The organism is Achromobacter mucicolens (assembly GCF_029866465.1).
Classification (GTDB): Bacteria; Pseudomonadota; Gammaproteobacteria; order Burkholderiales; family Burkholderiaceae_B; genus Achromobacter; species Achromobacter mucicolens.
The window spans coordinates 5,592,558-5,607,720 of sequence record NZ_CP123364.1 but is presented as its reverse complement, the minus strand read 5'-3'; the positions used below and the strand labels follow the sequence as shown (position 1 = coordinate 5,607,720).

Genomic DNA, 15,163 nt, shown 5'->3' with positions numbered 1-15,163 from the left:
TGCCTTAGTACGCGGTCAGCGTCACAAGGCCGCCAGAGCCGCTCGCCACGCCAAGCCCGTACGACGTCATCAGCATGTTCGCGCCCTCGAACGACTGGACCGAATCCGTTCCGTGAAGGCCGATGGCATCGACGGCGCGCACCGACACGTAGAACGTGCCGGGTCCGGGGGCGGAAAAGCGGATGTCGGGGGTCGGAAAGCTGGCGGAAGAAACGGGCAGCAGGCCTTCGGCATCGCGCGAGACGCGCACCAGATAGCTTTGCGCGCCTTCGACGGGGGCGAAAGGAATCGACCACGTGCCGCCTGCGCGAACCGGCTCGCCCAATTGCGGCGCAGCCAGCAGCGGACGTACGCCGGACATGGCGCCGTCGGCGCCCACTGCGGCGCCGAACCCTTGCGCCACCGCGACCGGTTTGGCGGGCGCGTCGCCGGGCGCCTGCGCCTGCAGGCGCACACTGCCTTGCAAAACTTCGCTATGCACGCCCTGCGCGCTGCGCTGCACGCGAAAGCGCGTTCCGCGCACACCCGTCACCGCAACCGGCGTGCGGATCTCGAAACGGCCCACGCCCTGACCCGCGGGCGCGACGCTGGATTCCACGCTGCCGCGGCGCACGTTGATCACCGAATCCGTCAGCGCGGTGCCTTCGAACTGCCGCAGGCGGGTAAGGTCCACGGCGCCGCTGGACGGCAGCGTGAGGCGGGATCCGTCGGCAAGTTGCAGCGTGACGAAGCCGTCGGGGGCGGTCTCCAGCGTGCTGCCTTCGGTCACGGGCGCGCCGGGTTGCACGGGCTTGCCATTCAGGACTGCGCGGCCGCTCACGTGCACCACCTGCGCCTGCGCGTCGCGCACTGGAATCATGGCCAGCGGGATATGCAACTCCAACCCGATGGGCAGCGTTTCGGGCGTGAGGATCTTGTTCAGCGTCTGCAGCCGGTTCCAGTTGGCCGGGCTGCGCGTGTACCGCGAGGCCAAATCAATCAGCGTGTCGCCGGGACGGACCCGGTGGATGAAGTCGTCGCCCAATGCGCCCGCCGGCTGGCTGCGCGCGGGGGCGGCGAGCGTGATGCAGGAAACCAGGACAAGCAAACAAAGCGCGCGGAAGCGGCTCATGGCAAACGATTCTCCAGGGAGTCGGGCAACGCAGCTACAGCGAAAGGGTCTGGCCGTCGTCGGTCGGGCTGACCAGTTCAAGCCGGTAGCCAAGTGCATAAGAGGAAGTCAGCCGCACACCGTGCTGCGGACGAAGCTGGAGCTTTTGCCGGATGTTCGACAGGTGGGTATCCAGCGTGCGCGAGGTGGCGGGAATTTCTCGGTTCCAGACGCACTCGGCCAGCACATCGCGCGACATCAGCCGCCCAATGTTGCGAAAGAACAGCAGCGCCAGTTCGAATTCCTTCGGCGCCAGCGTAATGGCAACGTCGTCCAGCGTAATGACGCGTGCGGCGGGATCGACACGGTATCGCGCGACTTCGATGGTCTCGTCCACGGGCTCGGCGATCTGGCTGCGGCGCAGCAGCGCCGCGACCCGGGCCAGCAGTTCCAGGGGACGCATCGGTTTGACGATGTAGTCGTCCGCGCCCGCGCGCAGGCCCTCGACCAGGTCATCTTCGGCCGATCGGTTGGTCAGGAAAATCACAGGGATGCGCGCGCCGATATGGGTGCGCAACCAGCGGACCACGTCGTCGCCGTCGATATCGGGCAGGTGCCAGTCCAGCAGCACGAGGTCGAACGCTTCGGTACGCAAAGCCGCGAGCAGATCGCGGCTTTGGTGGTAACTGGTGCAAGCATAGCCGGCGGCGGTCAGAACCTGCTGGATGCGCCGAGCCTGATCCAGGTCGTCTTCCAGCGACGCGATTTTCATTAGACGAGTTCTCGCGAAAGTTGGCTGCGCAGGCGCGCGTGTGGCGACCTAGCAAAACGAAGGGGGCGGATTTATGTAAACGAATGATAACTCGGGAAAACCCTCCCGCGGCTACGTTATGGCAAGAACTGTCAAACATTGCAAAGTTGACGAATCTTGACTGGAGTTGTTGCGTGAACGAGCGCCACACTGTTCCAACGATGTCACCAGCCGCGACACAGCAGGCGGTGCAAGGGGAGGGAACGCAGATCGGGACAGATATGAATCAATTGCGCATACTTGTGATGTCTCCGGACGAAGCCGTACGGGGTTCGTCCGTATCCACACTGCTGCAGGCCGGCATCTCGGCCCGCGGCTGCTCCACTACGCTGGAATTGTTTGGCCTGCTCAGCGGCGGGCACTTCGACACCGTGGTCCTGGATATCGGCGCATCCGGTGAAATCGGCTATGCCCTTGTCGCCCGCTTGCATGGCTCCGCGCCGCTAGGCATCGTGGTCGTCGGCAAGAACATGTCCGTGGATAACCGCCTGCGCTGTCTTCAGAGCGGCGCCGATGCGTGTCTGCCAGACCCCCAGGATCCGCGCGAACTCGTCTGCATCCTTCTCGCCCTCGCGCGCCGGCTGCCCGCCAACGCTGAGCCGGCCGACGCGCGCGAGACGGGCAGCGGCCGATGGGAGCTGCGCGACCAGGGGTGGACGCTGGTGGCGCCGACTGGTGTGACGCTATCCCTGTCTGCCAACGAACGTCTCATCGTTCGGGCCTTGCTGAACGTGGCCGGCAAGGCCGTGGGCCGCGACGTGCTGGGCAGCGAATTGCAGGCGGAAGGGGGCGGAGCGCGCGCCAGCAGCGCGCGCAGCATCGACGTCATCGTCAGCCGATTGCGGCGCAAGGCCGACCAAGCAGGCGTGGTGTTGCCGATTCGCACCGTCTACGGCAGCGGCTATCTATTTACTGATCGCTGAGCGCGCAAGGGGGTACACTCCTCCAATCCAGAACGTGGGGCAGGGATTGCTCGCAGCTCGCGCCGCGAGCGCTGCGGTATCAAGCACCGGATTTGGCCGCTGGGTCTGCCGCCGGGTTCGTCCGCCGGGTTTGTCCCCGGGGTTTGCCCCTTACATGGCCCCATTTTTCGTCAGCCGCAGCCAACTGCCCGGCTTTTGCCGGCAACGCGCGGCTTGGCGACACTTACAAAAAACTTTGACAGTAGCCCTTCATCTCAGTTATGCTAAAGGGCTTACTGCTTTATTTCGCGCGCAAAATCAGCACGCTCAGGCAGACAGTTCAGGGTCATGGTCGAAGGTGCGTCACGAGCCTTTTGTCCTTGCTCCAGCTTGTAGCAACTGTTTTTCTGGCTGCCCCCGATTTTGTGCGTTTGTCATGGTTTGTTGGCAAGCCCGCTCTTTTACGTATTTGAACGTTTGAGGCGGTTTTGCGCGAACTGCCTTCTCCGAAAGCTCACCCGCTCCAGGAGACGAGTACGTAAGTACTTACCAGTGGTACGTAAAAGGGATTTCAAAGGTCATGCCTACCATTAGCCAACTCGTGCGCAAGCCGCGCGAAGTCAGCATCATCAAAAGCAAGAGCCCCGCGCTCGAAAACTGCCCGCAACGCCGTGGCGTGTGCACCCGCGTGTACACCACCACCCCCAAGAAGCCGAACTCCGCTCTGCGTAAGGTTGCCAAAGTGCGTCTGACCAACGGTTACGAAGTCATTTCGTACATCGGCGGTGAAGGCCACAACCTGCAAGAGCACTCGGTGGTTCTGGTGCGTGGTGGCCGTGTGAAGGACTTGCCCGGTGTGCGTTACCACATCGTGCGCGGTTCCCTTGACCTGCAAGGCGTCAAGGACCGTAAGCAAGCCCGCTCGAAGTACGGCGCCAAGCGCCCGAAGAAGGCTTAATTACAAGTCAGAAGTACCCCCACGTGACGGAAGTCCGTCACCCGGGAAGTGCGACCGCGCCATCCAGATGATGGGAAGGTGCGCGGCACGTAAGGGGTCGTCCCAATGGGCGGCCATGGCCGTGTAATGAAACACGGTTCAACTGAACAGACACAAGGAAGCAACAATGCCCCGTCGTCGCGAAGTACCCAAGCGCGAGATTCTGCCCGATCCCAAGTTCGGCAGCGTCGAGCTCGCCAAGTTCATGAACGTCGTCATGCTGGACGGCAAGAAGGCCGTCGCCGAGCGCATCGTTTACGGCGCCCTCGAGCAAGTCGCCACCAAGACCGGCAAGGAGCCGATCGAGGTGTTCAGCCTGGCGATCAACAACATCAAGCCGATCGTCGAAGTGAAGAGCCGCCGCGTTGGCGGTGCCAACTACCAAGTGCCGGTTGAAGTGCGCCCCGTGCGCCGCCTGGCCCTGGCTATGCGTTGGCTCCGTGAAGCCGCCAAGAAGCGTGGCGAGAAGTCGATGGATCTGCGTCTTGCTGGCGAACTGATCGACGCCTCCGAAGGTCGTGGCGCCGCGATGAAGAAGCGCGAAGACACGCACAAGATGGCAGAGGCCAACAAGGCCTTCAGCCATTTCCGCTGGTAATTTAAGGATTAATCCACCATGGCCCGCAAAACCCCGATCGAGCGCTATCGCAACATTGGTATCTCTGCGCACATCGATGCAGGGAAAACCACCACGACCGAACGTATCCTGTTCTATACCGGCGTCAATCACAAGATTGGCGAAGTGCATGATGGCGCAGCCACCATGGACTGGATGGAGCAAGAGCAAGAGCGTGGCATCACCATTACGTCGGCTGCTACGACGGCGTTTTGGCGTGGCATGGCCGGCAACTACCCCGAGCACCGCATCAACATCATCGACACCCCGGGACACGTGGACTTCACCATCGAGGTGGAACGTTCCATGCGCGTCCTGGACGGTGCCTGCATGGTCTACTGCGCGGTGGGCGGTGTTCAGCCGCAGTCCGAAACCGTGTGGCGTCAAGCCAACAAGTACGGCGTGCCGCGTCTGGCCTTCGTCAACAAGATGGACCGCACCGGCGCCAACTTCTTCAAGGTCTATGACCAGCTGAAGAACCGCCTGCGCGCCAATCCCGTGCCGATCGTCATCCCCATCGGCGCCGAAGACACGTTCCAAGGCGTGATCGACCTGGTCAAGATGAAGGCGATCATCTGGGACGAAGCCAGCCAAGGCACCAAGTTCGACTACAAGGACGTTCCGGCCGAGCTGGAAGGCACCGCCGCCGAATGGCGTGAAAAGCTGGTTGAAGCCGCCGCCGAGTCGTCGGAAGAGCTGATGAACAAGTACCTGGAAACGGGTTCCTTGGACGAAGCCGAAATCAACTTGGCCATCCGTCAACGCACCATCGCTGGCGAAATCCAGCCGATGCTGTGCGGCACCGCCTTCAAGAACAAGGGCGTGCAGCGCATGCTGGACGCGGTCATCGACTACCTGCCTTCGCCCGTGGACATTCCCCCGGTCGACGGCCAGGACGACGATGGCAACGCGATCAAGCGCAATGCCGACGACAACGAGAAGTTCTCGGCGCTGGCATTCAAGCTGATGAGCGATCCGTTCGTGGGTCAATTGACCTTCGTGCGTGTGTACTCGGGCGTCCTGAAGTCGGGCGATACGGTCTACAACCCCATCAAGGGCAAGAAGGAACGTATCGGCCGCATTCTGCAGATGCACGCGAACAACCGCGAAGAAATCAAGGAAGTGTTGGCCGGCGACATCGCCGCCGTGGTTGGCCTGAAGGACGTGACCACCGGCGAAACGCTCTGCGACGTCGATTCGCACATCCTGCTGGAACGCATGGAATTCCCCGTGCCCGTGATCTCGCAGGCCGTGGAACCCAAGTCCAAGGCTGACCAGGAAAAGATGGGTCTGGCGCTGTCGCGTCTGGCTCAGGAAGATCCGTCGTTCCGCGTGCGCAGCGACGAAGAATCCGGCCAAACCATCATTTCCGGCATGGGCGAGCTGCACCTGGAAATTCTGGTCGACCGCATGAAGCGCGAATTCGGCGTGGAAGCCAACGTCGGCAAGCCGCAGGTGGCCTACCGCGAAACGATCCGCAAGGTCTGCGAAGAAGTCGAAGGCAAGTTCGTCAAGCAGTCGGGCGGTCGCGGCCAGTACGGTCACGTGGTCCTGAAGGTCGAGCCCCTCGCTCCTGGCGGTGGCTACGAATTCGTCGACGCCATCAAGGGCGGTGTGGTTCCTCGCGAATTCATCCCCGCGGTGGACAAGGGCATCCAGGAAACGCTGCCTTCGGGCATCCTGGCCGGCTACCCGGTCGTGGACGTCAAGGTCACCCTGTTCTTCGGTTCGTACCACGATGTGGACTCGAACGAAAACGCGTTCAAGATGGCCGGTTCGATGGCATTCAAGGAAGGCATGCGCAAGGCTAGCCCCGTGCTGCTGGAACCGATGATGGCCGTCGAAGTCGAAACGCCGGAAGACTACGCTGGCACCGTGATGGGCGATCTGTCCTCGCGTCGCGGCATGGTCCAAGGCATGGATGACATGGTCGGCGGTGGCAAGACCATCAAGGCCGAAGTGCCCCTGGCCGAGATGTTCGGTTACGCCACGAACCTGCGTTCGCTGACGCAAGGCCGTGCCACGTACACGATGGAATTCAAGCATTACTCCGAGGCCCCCAAGAACGTCGCTGACGAAGTCATCGCCGCTCGGGCCAAGTAAATAACCCTTGCCGGGTCCGTCCAACCGGACGGCCCCGGCAGATATCAAGTTTCCTTGAAAGTCAAAGGATAGAGATCATGGCAAAAGGCAAGTTTGAACGTACCAAGCCGCACGTGAACGTGGGTACGATTGGTCACGTTGACCACGGCAAAACGACGTTGACGGCGGCGATCACGACCGTTCTGTCGACCAAGTTCGGCGGCGAAGCCAAGGGCTACGACCAGATCGATGCAGCTCCTGAAGAAAAGGCGCGCGGCATTACCATCAACACGGCTCACGTCGAGTACGAAACGGAAACGCGTCACTACGCGCACGTTGACTGCCCGGGCCACGCCGACTACGTCAAGAACATGATCACGGGCGCTGCCCAGATGGACGGCGCGATCCTGGTCGTGTCGGCCGCTGACGGCCCCATGCCGCAAACGCGCGAGCACATCCTGCTGAGCCGCCAGGTTGGCGTGCCGTACATCATCGTCTTCCTGAACAAGGCTGACATGGTTGACGACGCCGAGCTGCTCGAGCTGGTGGAAATGGAAGTTCGCGAACTGCTGTCCAAGTACGACTTCCCGGGCGACGACACCCCGATCGTCAAGGGTTCGGCCAAGCTGGCGCTGGAAGGCGACAAGGGCGAACTGGGCGAACAGGCCATCCTGTCGCTGGCTGCCGCGCTGGATTCGTACATCCCGACGCCTGAGCGTGCCATCGACGGCGCGTTCCTGATGCCGGTTGAAGACGTGTTCTCGATCTCGGGTCGCGGCACCGTGGTGACCGGCCGTATCGAACGCGGCATCATCAAGGTCGGCGAAGAAATCGAAATCGTCGGTATCGTTCCGACGGTCAAGACGACCTGCACGGGCGTGGAAATGTTCCGCAAGCTGCTGGACCAAGGTCAAGCTGGCGACAACGTGGGCATCCTGCTGCGCGGCACCAAGCGTGAAGACGTCCAGCGCGGTCAGGTTCTGGCCAAGCCGGGCTCGATCACCCCGCACACGGACTTCACGTCCGAGGTGTACATCCTGTCCAAGGAAGAAGGCGGCCGCCACACCCCGTTCTTCAACGGCTATCGTCCCCAGTTCTACTTCCGCACGACGGACGTGACGGGCACGATCGACCTGCCGGCCGACAAGGAAATGGTTCTGCCGGGCGACAACGTGACGATGACCGTCAAGCTGCTGGCCCCGATCGCCATGGAAGAAGGTCTGCGTTTCGCCATCCGTGAAGGCGGTCGTACCGTCGGCGCCGGCGTCGTCGCCAAGATCCTGAAGTAATCGGATCTACTGAGCAGCACCCAACCAGCGAGGGCGTGATCCCGCCCTCGCATCTCGTTCTTTAGGAAACGCCATGAAAAACCAAAAGATCCGCATCCGCTTGAAAGCCTTCGATTACAAGCTGATCGATCAATCGGCCGCCGAAATCGTCGACACCGCCAAGCGCACGGGCGCTGTCGTCCGCGGTCCGGTGCCGCTGCCCACGCGTATCCGTCGCTATGACGTCCTGCGTTCGCCGCACGTCAACAAGACGTCGCGTGACCAGTTCGAAATCCGTACCCATCAGCGCCTGATGGACATCGTTGATCCCACCGACAAGACCGTTGACGCCCTGATGCGTCTGGACCTGCCGGCCGGCGTCGACGTCGAAATCGCGTTGCAGTAAGACGCTCCGAGCCTGCTACCTTCGCCGGCAGGTTCGTCAAAAATGGCCGCACTCCTTCGGGAATGCGGCCATTTTGTTTTGCGGCTCCTGAGGTCCAAGTGAGCAGGCGCTCACTCTCGTGCAATGTGCGCCCCCAGGCCATGCGCGTACCTGGCCGCAGCTCCGGGCGCGCAAACCGTCGCAAAAATGCCCACCGCGGCATGCCTTGAATCCGCTAAGTGCTTGTGCCGCTTAGAAAAAACATGCTAATATGCGAAGCTTGCCATTTTGTGGCAAGTCTAACTATGGATAAAGCGAAAACCGCCCTGCAGTTCGAGGACGGCGCGCCAAGTCCAGGTTGAACATAGTCGTAGGGCAAAGGCCGTTACCTTTTGCCTGATTAGCCCCGACCAATCGCAGTCGGGAATGGAGAAAACGATGTCGAATTCGACACCCACGCCCGCCGCTCACCGGCTGGGGCTGGTGGGTCGCAAGGTCGGCATGACCCGCATTTTTACCGAGGAAGGTGAATCCATCCCGGTGACCGTGCTGGACGTGTCCAACAACCGCGTGACCCAAGTTAAGTCGCTGGAAACCGACGGCTACGCCGCTATCCAGGTGGCTTATGGCACTCGTCGCGCCTCGCGTGTGGCTCAGCCGCAAACGGGCCACTACGCCAAAGCCGGCGCTGAAGCCGGTAGCATCCTCAAAGAATTCCGCCTTGATCCCGCTCGCGCCGCTGAATTTTCGGCCGGTTCCGTGATCGCCGTGGAATCCGTGTTCGAAGCCGGCCAACAGGTCGACGTCACGGGCACGACGATTGGTAAGGGCTTTGCCGGTACCATCAAGCGTCACAACTTCGGTTCGCAGCGCGCGTCGCACGGTAACTCCCGTTCGCACCGCGTTCCCGGCTCGATTGGTCAAGCTCAGGATCCGGGTCGTATTTTCCCGGGTAAGCGCATGGCTGGTCACCTGGGTGACGTCACCCGCACCGTTCAAAACCTCGACGTCGTTCGCGTTGACGTTGAGCGCGGCCTGCTGCTGGTCAAGGGCGCTGTCCCCGGCCACGCTGGCGCCGACATCGTTGTGCGCCCGGCCATCAAGGCCCCGGCCAAGAAGGGAGCGTAAGTAAATGGATCTCAAGCTCCTGAACGACCAAGGTCAGGCCGCTGCTACGTTCAGCGCGCCCGACACGATCTTCGGCCGTGACTTCAACGAAGCGCTGATTCACCAGATCGTCGTGGCTTTCCAAGCCAACGCGCGCTCCGGCAATCGTGCTCAGAAGGACCGTACGGAAGTCAAGCACTCCACCAAGAAGCCCTGGCGTCAAAAGGGTACCGGCCGCGCTCGCGCCGGTATGACTTCGTCGCCGCTGTGGCGTGGCGGTGGTCGGACTTTCCCGAACTCGCCCGAAGAGAACTTCAGCCAGAAGGTCAACAAGAAGATGTACCGCGCCGGGATCCGTTCGATCCTGTCGCAGCTCGCTCGCGAAGACCGCATCGCCGTCGTTGAATCGTTTGATCTGGAATCGCCCAAGACCAAGGCAGCCGCTGCAAAGCTGAAGAGCCTGGGTCTGGACTCGGTCCTGATCATCACCGACAGCGTCGATGAAAATGTTTACCTCGCCACCCGCAACCTGCCGCACGTTGCCGTTGTCGAGCCCCGTTATGCCGATCCGTTGTCGCTGGTCCACTACAAGAAAGTGCTGATCACCAAGCCGGCCATCGCTCAACTCGAGGAGATGCTGGGATGAACGCTGAACGCTTGATGCAAGTCATTCTGGCTCCGATCGTGACCGAAAAGGCCACGTTCGTCGCTGAGAAGAATCAGCAAGTCGCTTTCCGTGTCGTGGCTGACGCTACCAAGCCGGAAATCAAGGCTGCCGTCGAACTGCTCTTCAAGGTGCAGGTCGAGTCCGTGCAGGTCCTCAACCGTAAGGGCAAAGTCAAGCGCTTTGGCCGATTCGTTGGCCGCCGCCGCAATGAGCGCAAGGCCTACGTCTCGCTCAAGGACGGCCAGGAAATCGACTTTGCGGAGGTGAAGTAAATGGCCCTCGTAAAAGTTAAGCCGACTTCGGCTGGCCGCCGTGGCATGGTGAAGGTTGTCAGCCCGAACCTGCACAAGGGTGAGCCCTACGCGCCGCTGCTCGAAAAGAAGACCCGTGGTTCTGGCCGTAACAACAACGGTCACATCACGATCCGTCATCGTGGCGGTGGTCACAAGCAGCACTACCGTATCGTCGACTTCCGTCGCGATAAGGACGGCATCCCGGCAAAGGTCGAGCGTCTGGAATATGACCCCAACCGTACGGCGCACATCGCTCTGCTGTGCTACGCCGACGGCGAACGTCGTTACATCATCGCTCCCCGTGGCCTGGAAGTCGGTGCGACCGTGCTGTCGGGCACCGATGCTCCGATCCGCGCTGGCAACACGCTGCCGATCCGCAATATCCCGGTCGGTACGACGATCCACTGCGTCGAAATGCTCCCCGGCAAGGGTGCCCAGATGGTCCGCTCGGCCGGCGCTTCCGCCGTCCTGCTGGCTCGCGAAGGCATCTACGCTCAGGTGCGTCTGCGCTCGGGTGAAGTCCGCCGTGTGCACATCGAATGCCGCGCCACCATCGGTGAAGTCGGTAACGAAGAACACAGCCTGCGCCAAATCGGCAAGGCCGGTGCAATGCGTTGGCGCGGTGTCCGCCCGACCGTTCGTGGCGTTGCCATGAACCCGGTGGATCACCCGCACGGTGGCGGTGAAGGCCGTACCGGTGAAGCACGCGAGCCGGTCAGCCCGTGGGGCACTCCGTCGAAGGGTTACAAGACCCGTCGCAACAAGCGGACGAACAATATGATCGTCCAACGGCGCAAGCGCAAGTAAGAGGCGAACACTATGTCACGTTCGATCAAGAAAGGCCCGTTTGTCGATGCTCACCTGATCAAAAAGGTGGACACGGCCGTCGCGGGCAAAGACAAGAAGCCGATCAAGACCTGGTCGCGTCGTTCCACGATCCTGCCCGAGTTCATCGGTCTGACGATCGCTGTGCACAACGGCAAGCAGCATGTTCCCGTGTACATCAACGAGAACATGGTCGGTCACAAGCTGGGCGAGTTCGCGCTGACCCGTACGTTCAAGGGTCACGCCGCGGACAAGAAGGCGAAGAGGTAAGCGATGGAAACTACTGCCATTATCCGTGGGGTTCACATCTCCGCACAGAAGACCCGTTTGGTTGCGGACCTGATCCGTGGCCAGAAGGTCGGCCGTGCCCTGGAAATCCTCACCTTCTCGCCGAAGAAGGCTGCCGTCATCCTGAAGAAGGCTGTCGAGTCCGCCATCGCCAACGCCGAGCACAACGACGGCGCCGACATCGACGAACTGAAAGTCACCACGATTTTTGTGGACAAGGCTCAGTCGATGAAGCGCTTCTCCGCTCGCGCCAAGGGCCGCGGCAACCGTATCGAGAAGCAGACCTGCCACATCACGGTCAAGGTCGGAGCTTAAGGAGTCACGATGGGTCAGAAAATTCACCCCACTGGGTTCCGTCTCGCGGTCACCCGTAATTGGTCCTCGCGTTGGTTCGCCGACGACAAGGCCTTCGGCTCGATGCTGGCCGAAGACATTCGCGTTCGCGAGTACCTGAAGAAGAAGCTCAAGAGCGCCTCCGTTGGTCGCGTGATCATCGAGCGTCCCGCCAAGAATGCCCGCATCACCGTCTACTCGGCTCGTCCGGGCGTGGTGATCGGCAAGCGCGGCGAAGACATCGAAAGCCTGAAGGCTGATCTGCAGCGTCTGATGGGCGTGCCCGTGCACGTCAACATCGAAGAAATCCGCAAGCCGGAAACCGATGCTCAACTGATCGCCGACTCGATCTCGCAACAGCTCGAGAAGCGCATCATGTTCCGCCGCGCCATGAAGCGCGCGATGCAGAACGCCATGCGTCTGGGTGCCCAAGGCATCAAGATCATGAGCTCGGGCCGTCTGAACGGTATCGAAATTGCTCGCACCGAGTGGTATCGCGAAGGCCGTGTGCCGCTGCACACCCTCAAGGCCAACATTGACTACGGCACCTCCGAAGCCCACACCACGTACGGCGTGATCGGCATCAAGGTCTGGGTCTACAAGGGCGACATGCTGGCTAACGGCGAATTGCCGCCGGAAACCGCAGCCCCGCGTGAAGAAGAACGTCGTCCGCGCCGCGCTCCGCGTGGCGATCGTCCGGACGGTGCTCGCACCGGTCGTCCGGGTGGTCGTGGCCGCGCTCCCCGCAAGGCGGATGCTGCTCCGGCGCCTGAAGGAGAATAACCATGCTGCAACCCTCCCGCAGAAAGTATCGCAAAGAGCAGAAGGGCCGCAACACCGGTCTGGCGACCCGTGGTACCCACGTGTCGTTCGGCGAGTTCGGCCTGAAGGCTACCGGCCGTGGCCGTCTGACCGCTCGTCAGATCGAAGCTGCTCGTCGCGCCATCAATCGTCATATCAAGCGTGGCGGCCGTATCTGGATTCGCATTTTCCCGGATAAGCCCATCTCGCAGAAGCCTGCCGAAGTCCGTATGGGTAACGGTAAGGGCAACCCGGAGTACTGGGTTGCTGAAATCCAGCCCGGCAAGGTGCTCTACGAAATGGAAGGGGTTAGCGAAGAGCTCGCGCGTGAAGCTTTCCGCCTGGCCGCTGCCAAGCTGCCGATTTCGACCACGTTCGTCGCGCGTCATATCGGTGCTTAAGGAGTACTAACATGAAAGCTAGCGAACTCCGTTCGAAAGACGCCGCCGAGCTCGGCAAAGAGCTCGAAAGCCTGCTGAAGGCACAATTCGGTCTGCGCATGCAGAAAGCCACGCAGCAACTGGCCAACACCAGCCAGCTGCGCAACGTGCGCCGCGACATCGCTCGCGTCCGCACCTTGCTGACCGAGAAGGCAGGGAAATAAAGATGAGCGAAACTCAAAACACCCAAGTGGCCAAGCGCCAGCGCACGCTGGTTGGCAAGGTCGTCAGCAACAAGATGGACAAGACTGTCGTCGTTCTGGTTGAGCGCCGCGTCAAGCACCCCATCTTCGGCAAGATCATCATGCGTTCCGCGAAGTACAAGGCGCACGATGAATCGAACCAGTACAACGAAGGCGATACGGTTGAAATCGCTGAAGGCCGTCCCATCTCGCGCTCGAAGTCGTGGCGTGTGGTGCGTCTGGTTGAAGCCGCACGTATCATCTAAGTGAAAGCTGCACCTCGGAACGGTTCGCCGTTCTGATATAAAACGGCAAGGGCCAAAACCCTTGCCGTTTTTTTATGTCTCGCATTTGGGAAACCTGAAAGTAAGCATGCTCAGCGTCAGCAAATCAGCCCGGCTTGCCGGTGCGGCCCTGTGCTGGATGGTCATGACCGCCGACGCGGCGATGGCGCAGGAGCTCGCCGCGCCCGTGCAGCCCGACCTGCCGCCGCCGACACCGTCTCCGAAGCCGTCGCCATCCCCGACGGACGCCACGACGCTCGGCCAGCAGCTGCTGAACGCCGGACCGGACCCTCGGGTGGAACTGGACGGCAGATCCCGCGACCATGCTGCCATCTTTGGCACCGATGACCCTGATGAGCGGGCCTTGCTGGATCAGGAACGCGCGCTGCAGGCGCAGCGCGACCAGCTCAAGGTTCTGGAACGCGTGCTGAACGCGCCGCCGCCGGGCGCCGATTCCCATCCGCCCGCGATGATTCCCCTGACTTCCGGGCGTCCCATGAATGTGCCGCAGTTGCTGCCCGCGCCTTCCGGTTCGCAACTGGATCAGCAGCGCAGCGAAACCCGGCGCAGCGTCGACGACATGCAGCGGCGCGTCGACGGACTGAGACGGGAGGCCGATGCGCTCAGGCAGGGCGGCAAATAGCCTGGGCCTGGGTCAGGGACAAGCGCCCGGGTCGCGCAAGTAAGTCGTACCGCAAGCGCGCGATCGCCTGTGCGCTACGTGCGTCTTGCAAGCTCCCTGAGCCGTCCAGCGACACCGGTCGGAAAGTAGTACACCGACAGCACGAACAGAATCCCAAGCCACAGCAGCCAGCGATCTGGCTCGAACAAGAGCGCCAGCGGCGGGATGCCGGAGACGACCTCGTGCACGGCGTGCAGGCCGTCCTGCAGGTAGCTCTGGGCGAACACGAACAGGGTGGCGCCGACCACCGCGCCGTACATCGTGCCCATCCCGCCAATCACCACCATCAGCAGGATGTTGAGCATGATCTCGAACGACAGCGTCGTATCAGGGCCGTTGTAGCGCAGCCAGAGCGCGTACAGCGCGCCGGCCAGCGTCGCGAACGCGGCGGCAAGCAGGTTCGAGAGGCTGCGGTAGAGCACGGTGCGATAGCCGATCGCCTCGGCCCGAAAGGGGTTTTCGCGGATGGCTTGCAGCACGCGGCCAAAGGGCGAGTTCACGATGCGCAGCAACATCAGGAACAGCACCAGGCAGACCGCTGCAATCAGGTAGTAGGTGATGATCCGCCCGTCCACGGTGACGCCGAACAGGGGCTCGGACAACGGGCGAAACGCGGGCCGCAGCATCTGCGGGACCTTGAAGTTCAAGCCGTCCTCGCCGCCCGTCAGTTCGGATAGCTGCGATACCAGCGTTTGAAACGCCGCGGCAACCGCCAGGGTGATCATCGCGTAAAAGATGGCCCGCACGCGCAGGCTGGCCAGACCGATCACCAGCGCGAAGGCGAGCGACACCGCCAGGCCGGCGGCGGTGCCGGCAAGCACCGCGGTCCATCCCGGTTCCATGCGGATGCTGGCGATCGCCACGCCGTAGGCGCCGATGCCGAAGAACATGGTGTGCGCGAAGCTGACGATGCCGGTGTAACCCAATAACAGGTCGTAGCTCGCAACCAGCACGATGAAGACCAGGACCTTCGCCGCGACCGCCAGCGCTTTGGGACCGGGGAACAGGAAGGGCGCTGCGGCCAGCGCGGCCACGATTGCAACAAACAGCAGCGCCAGGATCGCGCTGCGCGGAGGATCGCCGGAAAGCAGACGAAACGACATGTCGGCG

The 15,163-nt window shown here is 61.9% G+C and carries 20 protein-coding genes; 17 read left to right on the top strand and 3 right to left on the bottom strand.

Translation table 11 applies throughout. The features are described 5' to 3' along the window. Nucleotides 1–4 precede the first annotated feature (4 nt). Both QEP15_RS25635 and QEP15_RS25630 read right to left on the bottom strand, forming a co-directional pair. Nucleotides 5–1,111: a FecR domain-containing protein gene (locus QEP15_RS25635; protein ID WP_152383014.1), complete on the bottom strand. Its 1,107-nt coding sequence runs from the start codon at nucleotides 1,109–1,111 to the stop codon at nucleotides 5–7. A 34-nt stretch (nucleotides 1,112–1,145) separates the two neighbouring features. Then, complete coding sequence (locus QEP15_RS25630) at nucleotides 1,146–1,862, bottom strand: response regulator transcription factor (protein ID WP_152383013.1); 717 nt, start codon at nucleotides 1,860–1,862, stop codon at nucleotides 1,146–1,148. Between the two features lie 284 nt (nucleotides 1,863–2,146). On the opposite strand from QEP15_RS25630, the gene QEP15_RS25625 reads away from it, so the two are divergent. From QEP15_RS25625 to QEP15_RS25545, 17 genes are all read left to right on the top strand, one after another. Continuing rightward, nucleotides 2,147–2,824, top strand: coding sequence for a response regulator transcription factor (locus QEP15_RS25625; protein ID WP_425285972.1), 678 nt, complete (start codon nucleotides 2,147–2,149; stop codon nucleotides 2,822–2,824). A gap of 559 nt (nucleotides 2,825–3,383) precedes the next feature. After that, nucleotides 3,384–3,761, top strand: a complete 378-nt coding sequence (gene rpsL / locus QEP15_RS25620; protein ID WP_005017264.1) for a 30S ribosomal protein S12 — start codon at nucleotides 3,384–3,386, stop codon at nucleotides 3,759–3,761. Nucleotides 3,762–3,927: 166 nt separating this feature from the next. Further along, entirely contained in the window at nucleotides 3,928–4,398 is a 471-nt protein-coding gene (gene rpsG / locus QEP15_RS25615; RefSeq protein ID WP_006389600.1) for a 30S ribosomal protein S7, read from the top strand. Between the two features lie 18 nt (nucleotides 4,399–4,416). After that, nucleotides 4,417–6,519 (top strand): elongation factor G, encoded by a 2,103-nt coding sequence (fusA, locus tag QEP15_RS25610; RefSeq protein WP_280148241.1) that lies wholly within the window; start codon nucleotides 4,417–4,419, stop codon nucleotides 6,517–6,519. 77 nt (nucleotides 6,520–6,596) lie between these two features. Further along, a complete protein-coding gene (gene tuf / locus QEP15_RS25605) occupies nucleotides 6,597–7,787 on the top strand; it encodes an elongation factor Tu (RefSeq protein WP_063953628.1) in 1,191 nt (396 codons plus the stop codon). Nucleotides 7,788–7,860: 73 nt separating this feature from the next. Then, nucleotides 7,861–8,172, top strand: a complete 312-nt coding sequence (gene rpsJ, locus QEP15_RS25600; protein WP_003806903.1) for a 30S ribosomal protein S10 — start codon at nucleotides 7,861–7,863, stop codon at nucleotides 8,170–8,172. Nucleotides 8,173–8,589: 417 nt separating this feature from the next. After that, nucleotides 8,590–9,279 (top strand): 50S ribosomal protein L3, encoded by a 690-nt coding sequence (rplC, locus tag QEP15_RS25595; protein WP_056327035.1) that lies wholly within the window; start codon nucleotides 8,590–8,592, stop codon nucleotides 9,277–9,279. A 4-nt stretch (nucleotides 9,280–9,283) separates the two neighbouring features. Further along, entirely contained in the window at nucleotides 9,284–9,904 is a 621-nt protein-coding gene (gene rplD, locus QEP15_RS25590; protein ID WP_008168948.1) for a 50S ribosomal protein L4, read from the top strand. Next, complete coding sequence (gene rplW, locus QEP15_RS25585; RefSeq protein ID WP_006216557.1) at nucleotides 9,901–10,197, top strand: 50S ribosomal protein L23; 297 nt, start codon at nucleotides 9,901–9,903, stop codon at nucleotides 10,195–10,197. The genes rplD and rplW overlap by 4 nt, the downstream gene beginning before the upstream one ends. Continuing rightward, the gene (rplB, locus tag QEP15_RS25580) at nucleotides 10,198–11,025 is read left to right on the top strand and encodes a 50S ribosomal protein L2 (protein WP_056327037.1); all 828 of its coding nucleotides are present in this window, start codon (nucleotides 10,198–10,200) and stop codon (nucleotides 11,023–11,025) included. Nucleotides 11,026–11,037: 12 nt separating this feature from the next. Beyond that, nucleotides 11,038–11,313 (top strand): 30S ribosomal protein S19, encoded by a 276-nt coding sequence (gene rpsS, locus QEP15_RS25575; protein WP_006216555.1) that lies wholly within the window; start codon nucleotides 11,038–11,040, stop codon nucleotides 11,311–11,313. 3 nt (nucleotides 11,314–11,316) lie between these two features. After that, complete coding sequence (gene rplV / locus QEP15_RS25570) at nucleotides 11,317–11,646, top strand: 50S ribosomal protein L22 (RefSeq protein WP_006227021.1); 330 nt, start codon at nucleotides 11,317–11,319, stop codon at nucleotides 11,644–11,646. A gap of 9 nt (nucleotides 11,647–11,655) precedes the next feature. Beyond that, nucleotides 11,656–12,447, top strand: coding sequence for a 30S ribosomal protein S3 (gene rpsC / locus QEP15_RS25565; RefSeq protein WP_008168950.1), 792 nt, complete (start codon nucleotides 11,656–11,658; stop codon nucleotides 12,445–12,447). A 2-nt stretch (nucleotides 12,448–12,449) separates the two neighbouring features. Then, entirely contained in the window at nucleotides 12,450–12,866 is a 417-nt protein-coding gene (rplP, locus tag QEP15_RS25560; protein WP_006389610.1) for a 50S ribosomal protein L16, read from the top strand. 11 nt (nucleotides 12,867–12,877) lie between these two features. Further along, complete coding sequence (gene rpmC, locus QEP15_RS25555) at nucleotides 12,878–13,069, top strand: 50S ribosomal protein L29 (RefSeq protein ID WP_003806912.1); 192 nt, start codon at nucleotides 12,878–12,880, stop codon at nucleotides 13,067–13,069. 2 nt (nucleotides 13,070–13,071) lie between these two features. Next, nucleotides 13,072–13,353: a 30S ribosomal protein S17 gene (gene rpsQ / locus QEP15_RS25550; RefSeq protein WP_006216549.1), complete on the top strand. Its 282-nt coding sequence runs from the start codon at nucleotides 13,072–13,074 to the stop codon at nucleotides 13,351–13,353. Between the two features lie 106 nt (nucleotides 13,354–13,459). After that, nucleotides 13,460–14,014, top strand: a complete 555-nt coding sequence (locus tag QEP15_RS25545) for a hypothetical protein (RefSeq protein ID WP_233461889.1) — start codon at nucleotides 13,460–13,462, stop codon at nucleotides 14,012–14,014. 74 nt (nucleotides 14,015–14,088) lie between these two features. Here QEP15_RS25545 and QEP15_RS25540 read toward each other — a convergent pair whose 3' ends face one another. Further along, nucleotides 14,089–15,156 carry a branched-chain amino acid ABC transporter permease gene (locus tag QEP15_RS25540; protein WP_280148240.1) on the bottom strand — a complete coding sequence of 356 codons (1,068 nt, stop codon included), beginning with the start codon at nucleotides 15,154–15,156 and terminating at the stop codon, nucleotides 14,089–14,091. Between the last annotated feature and the right edge of the window lie 7 nt (nucleotides 15,157–15,163).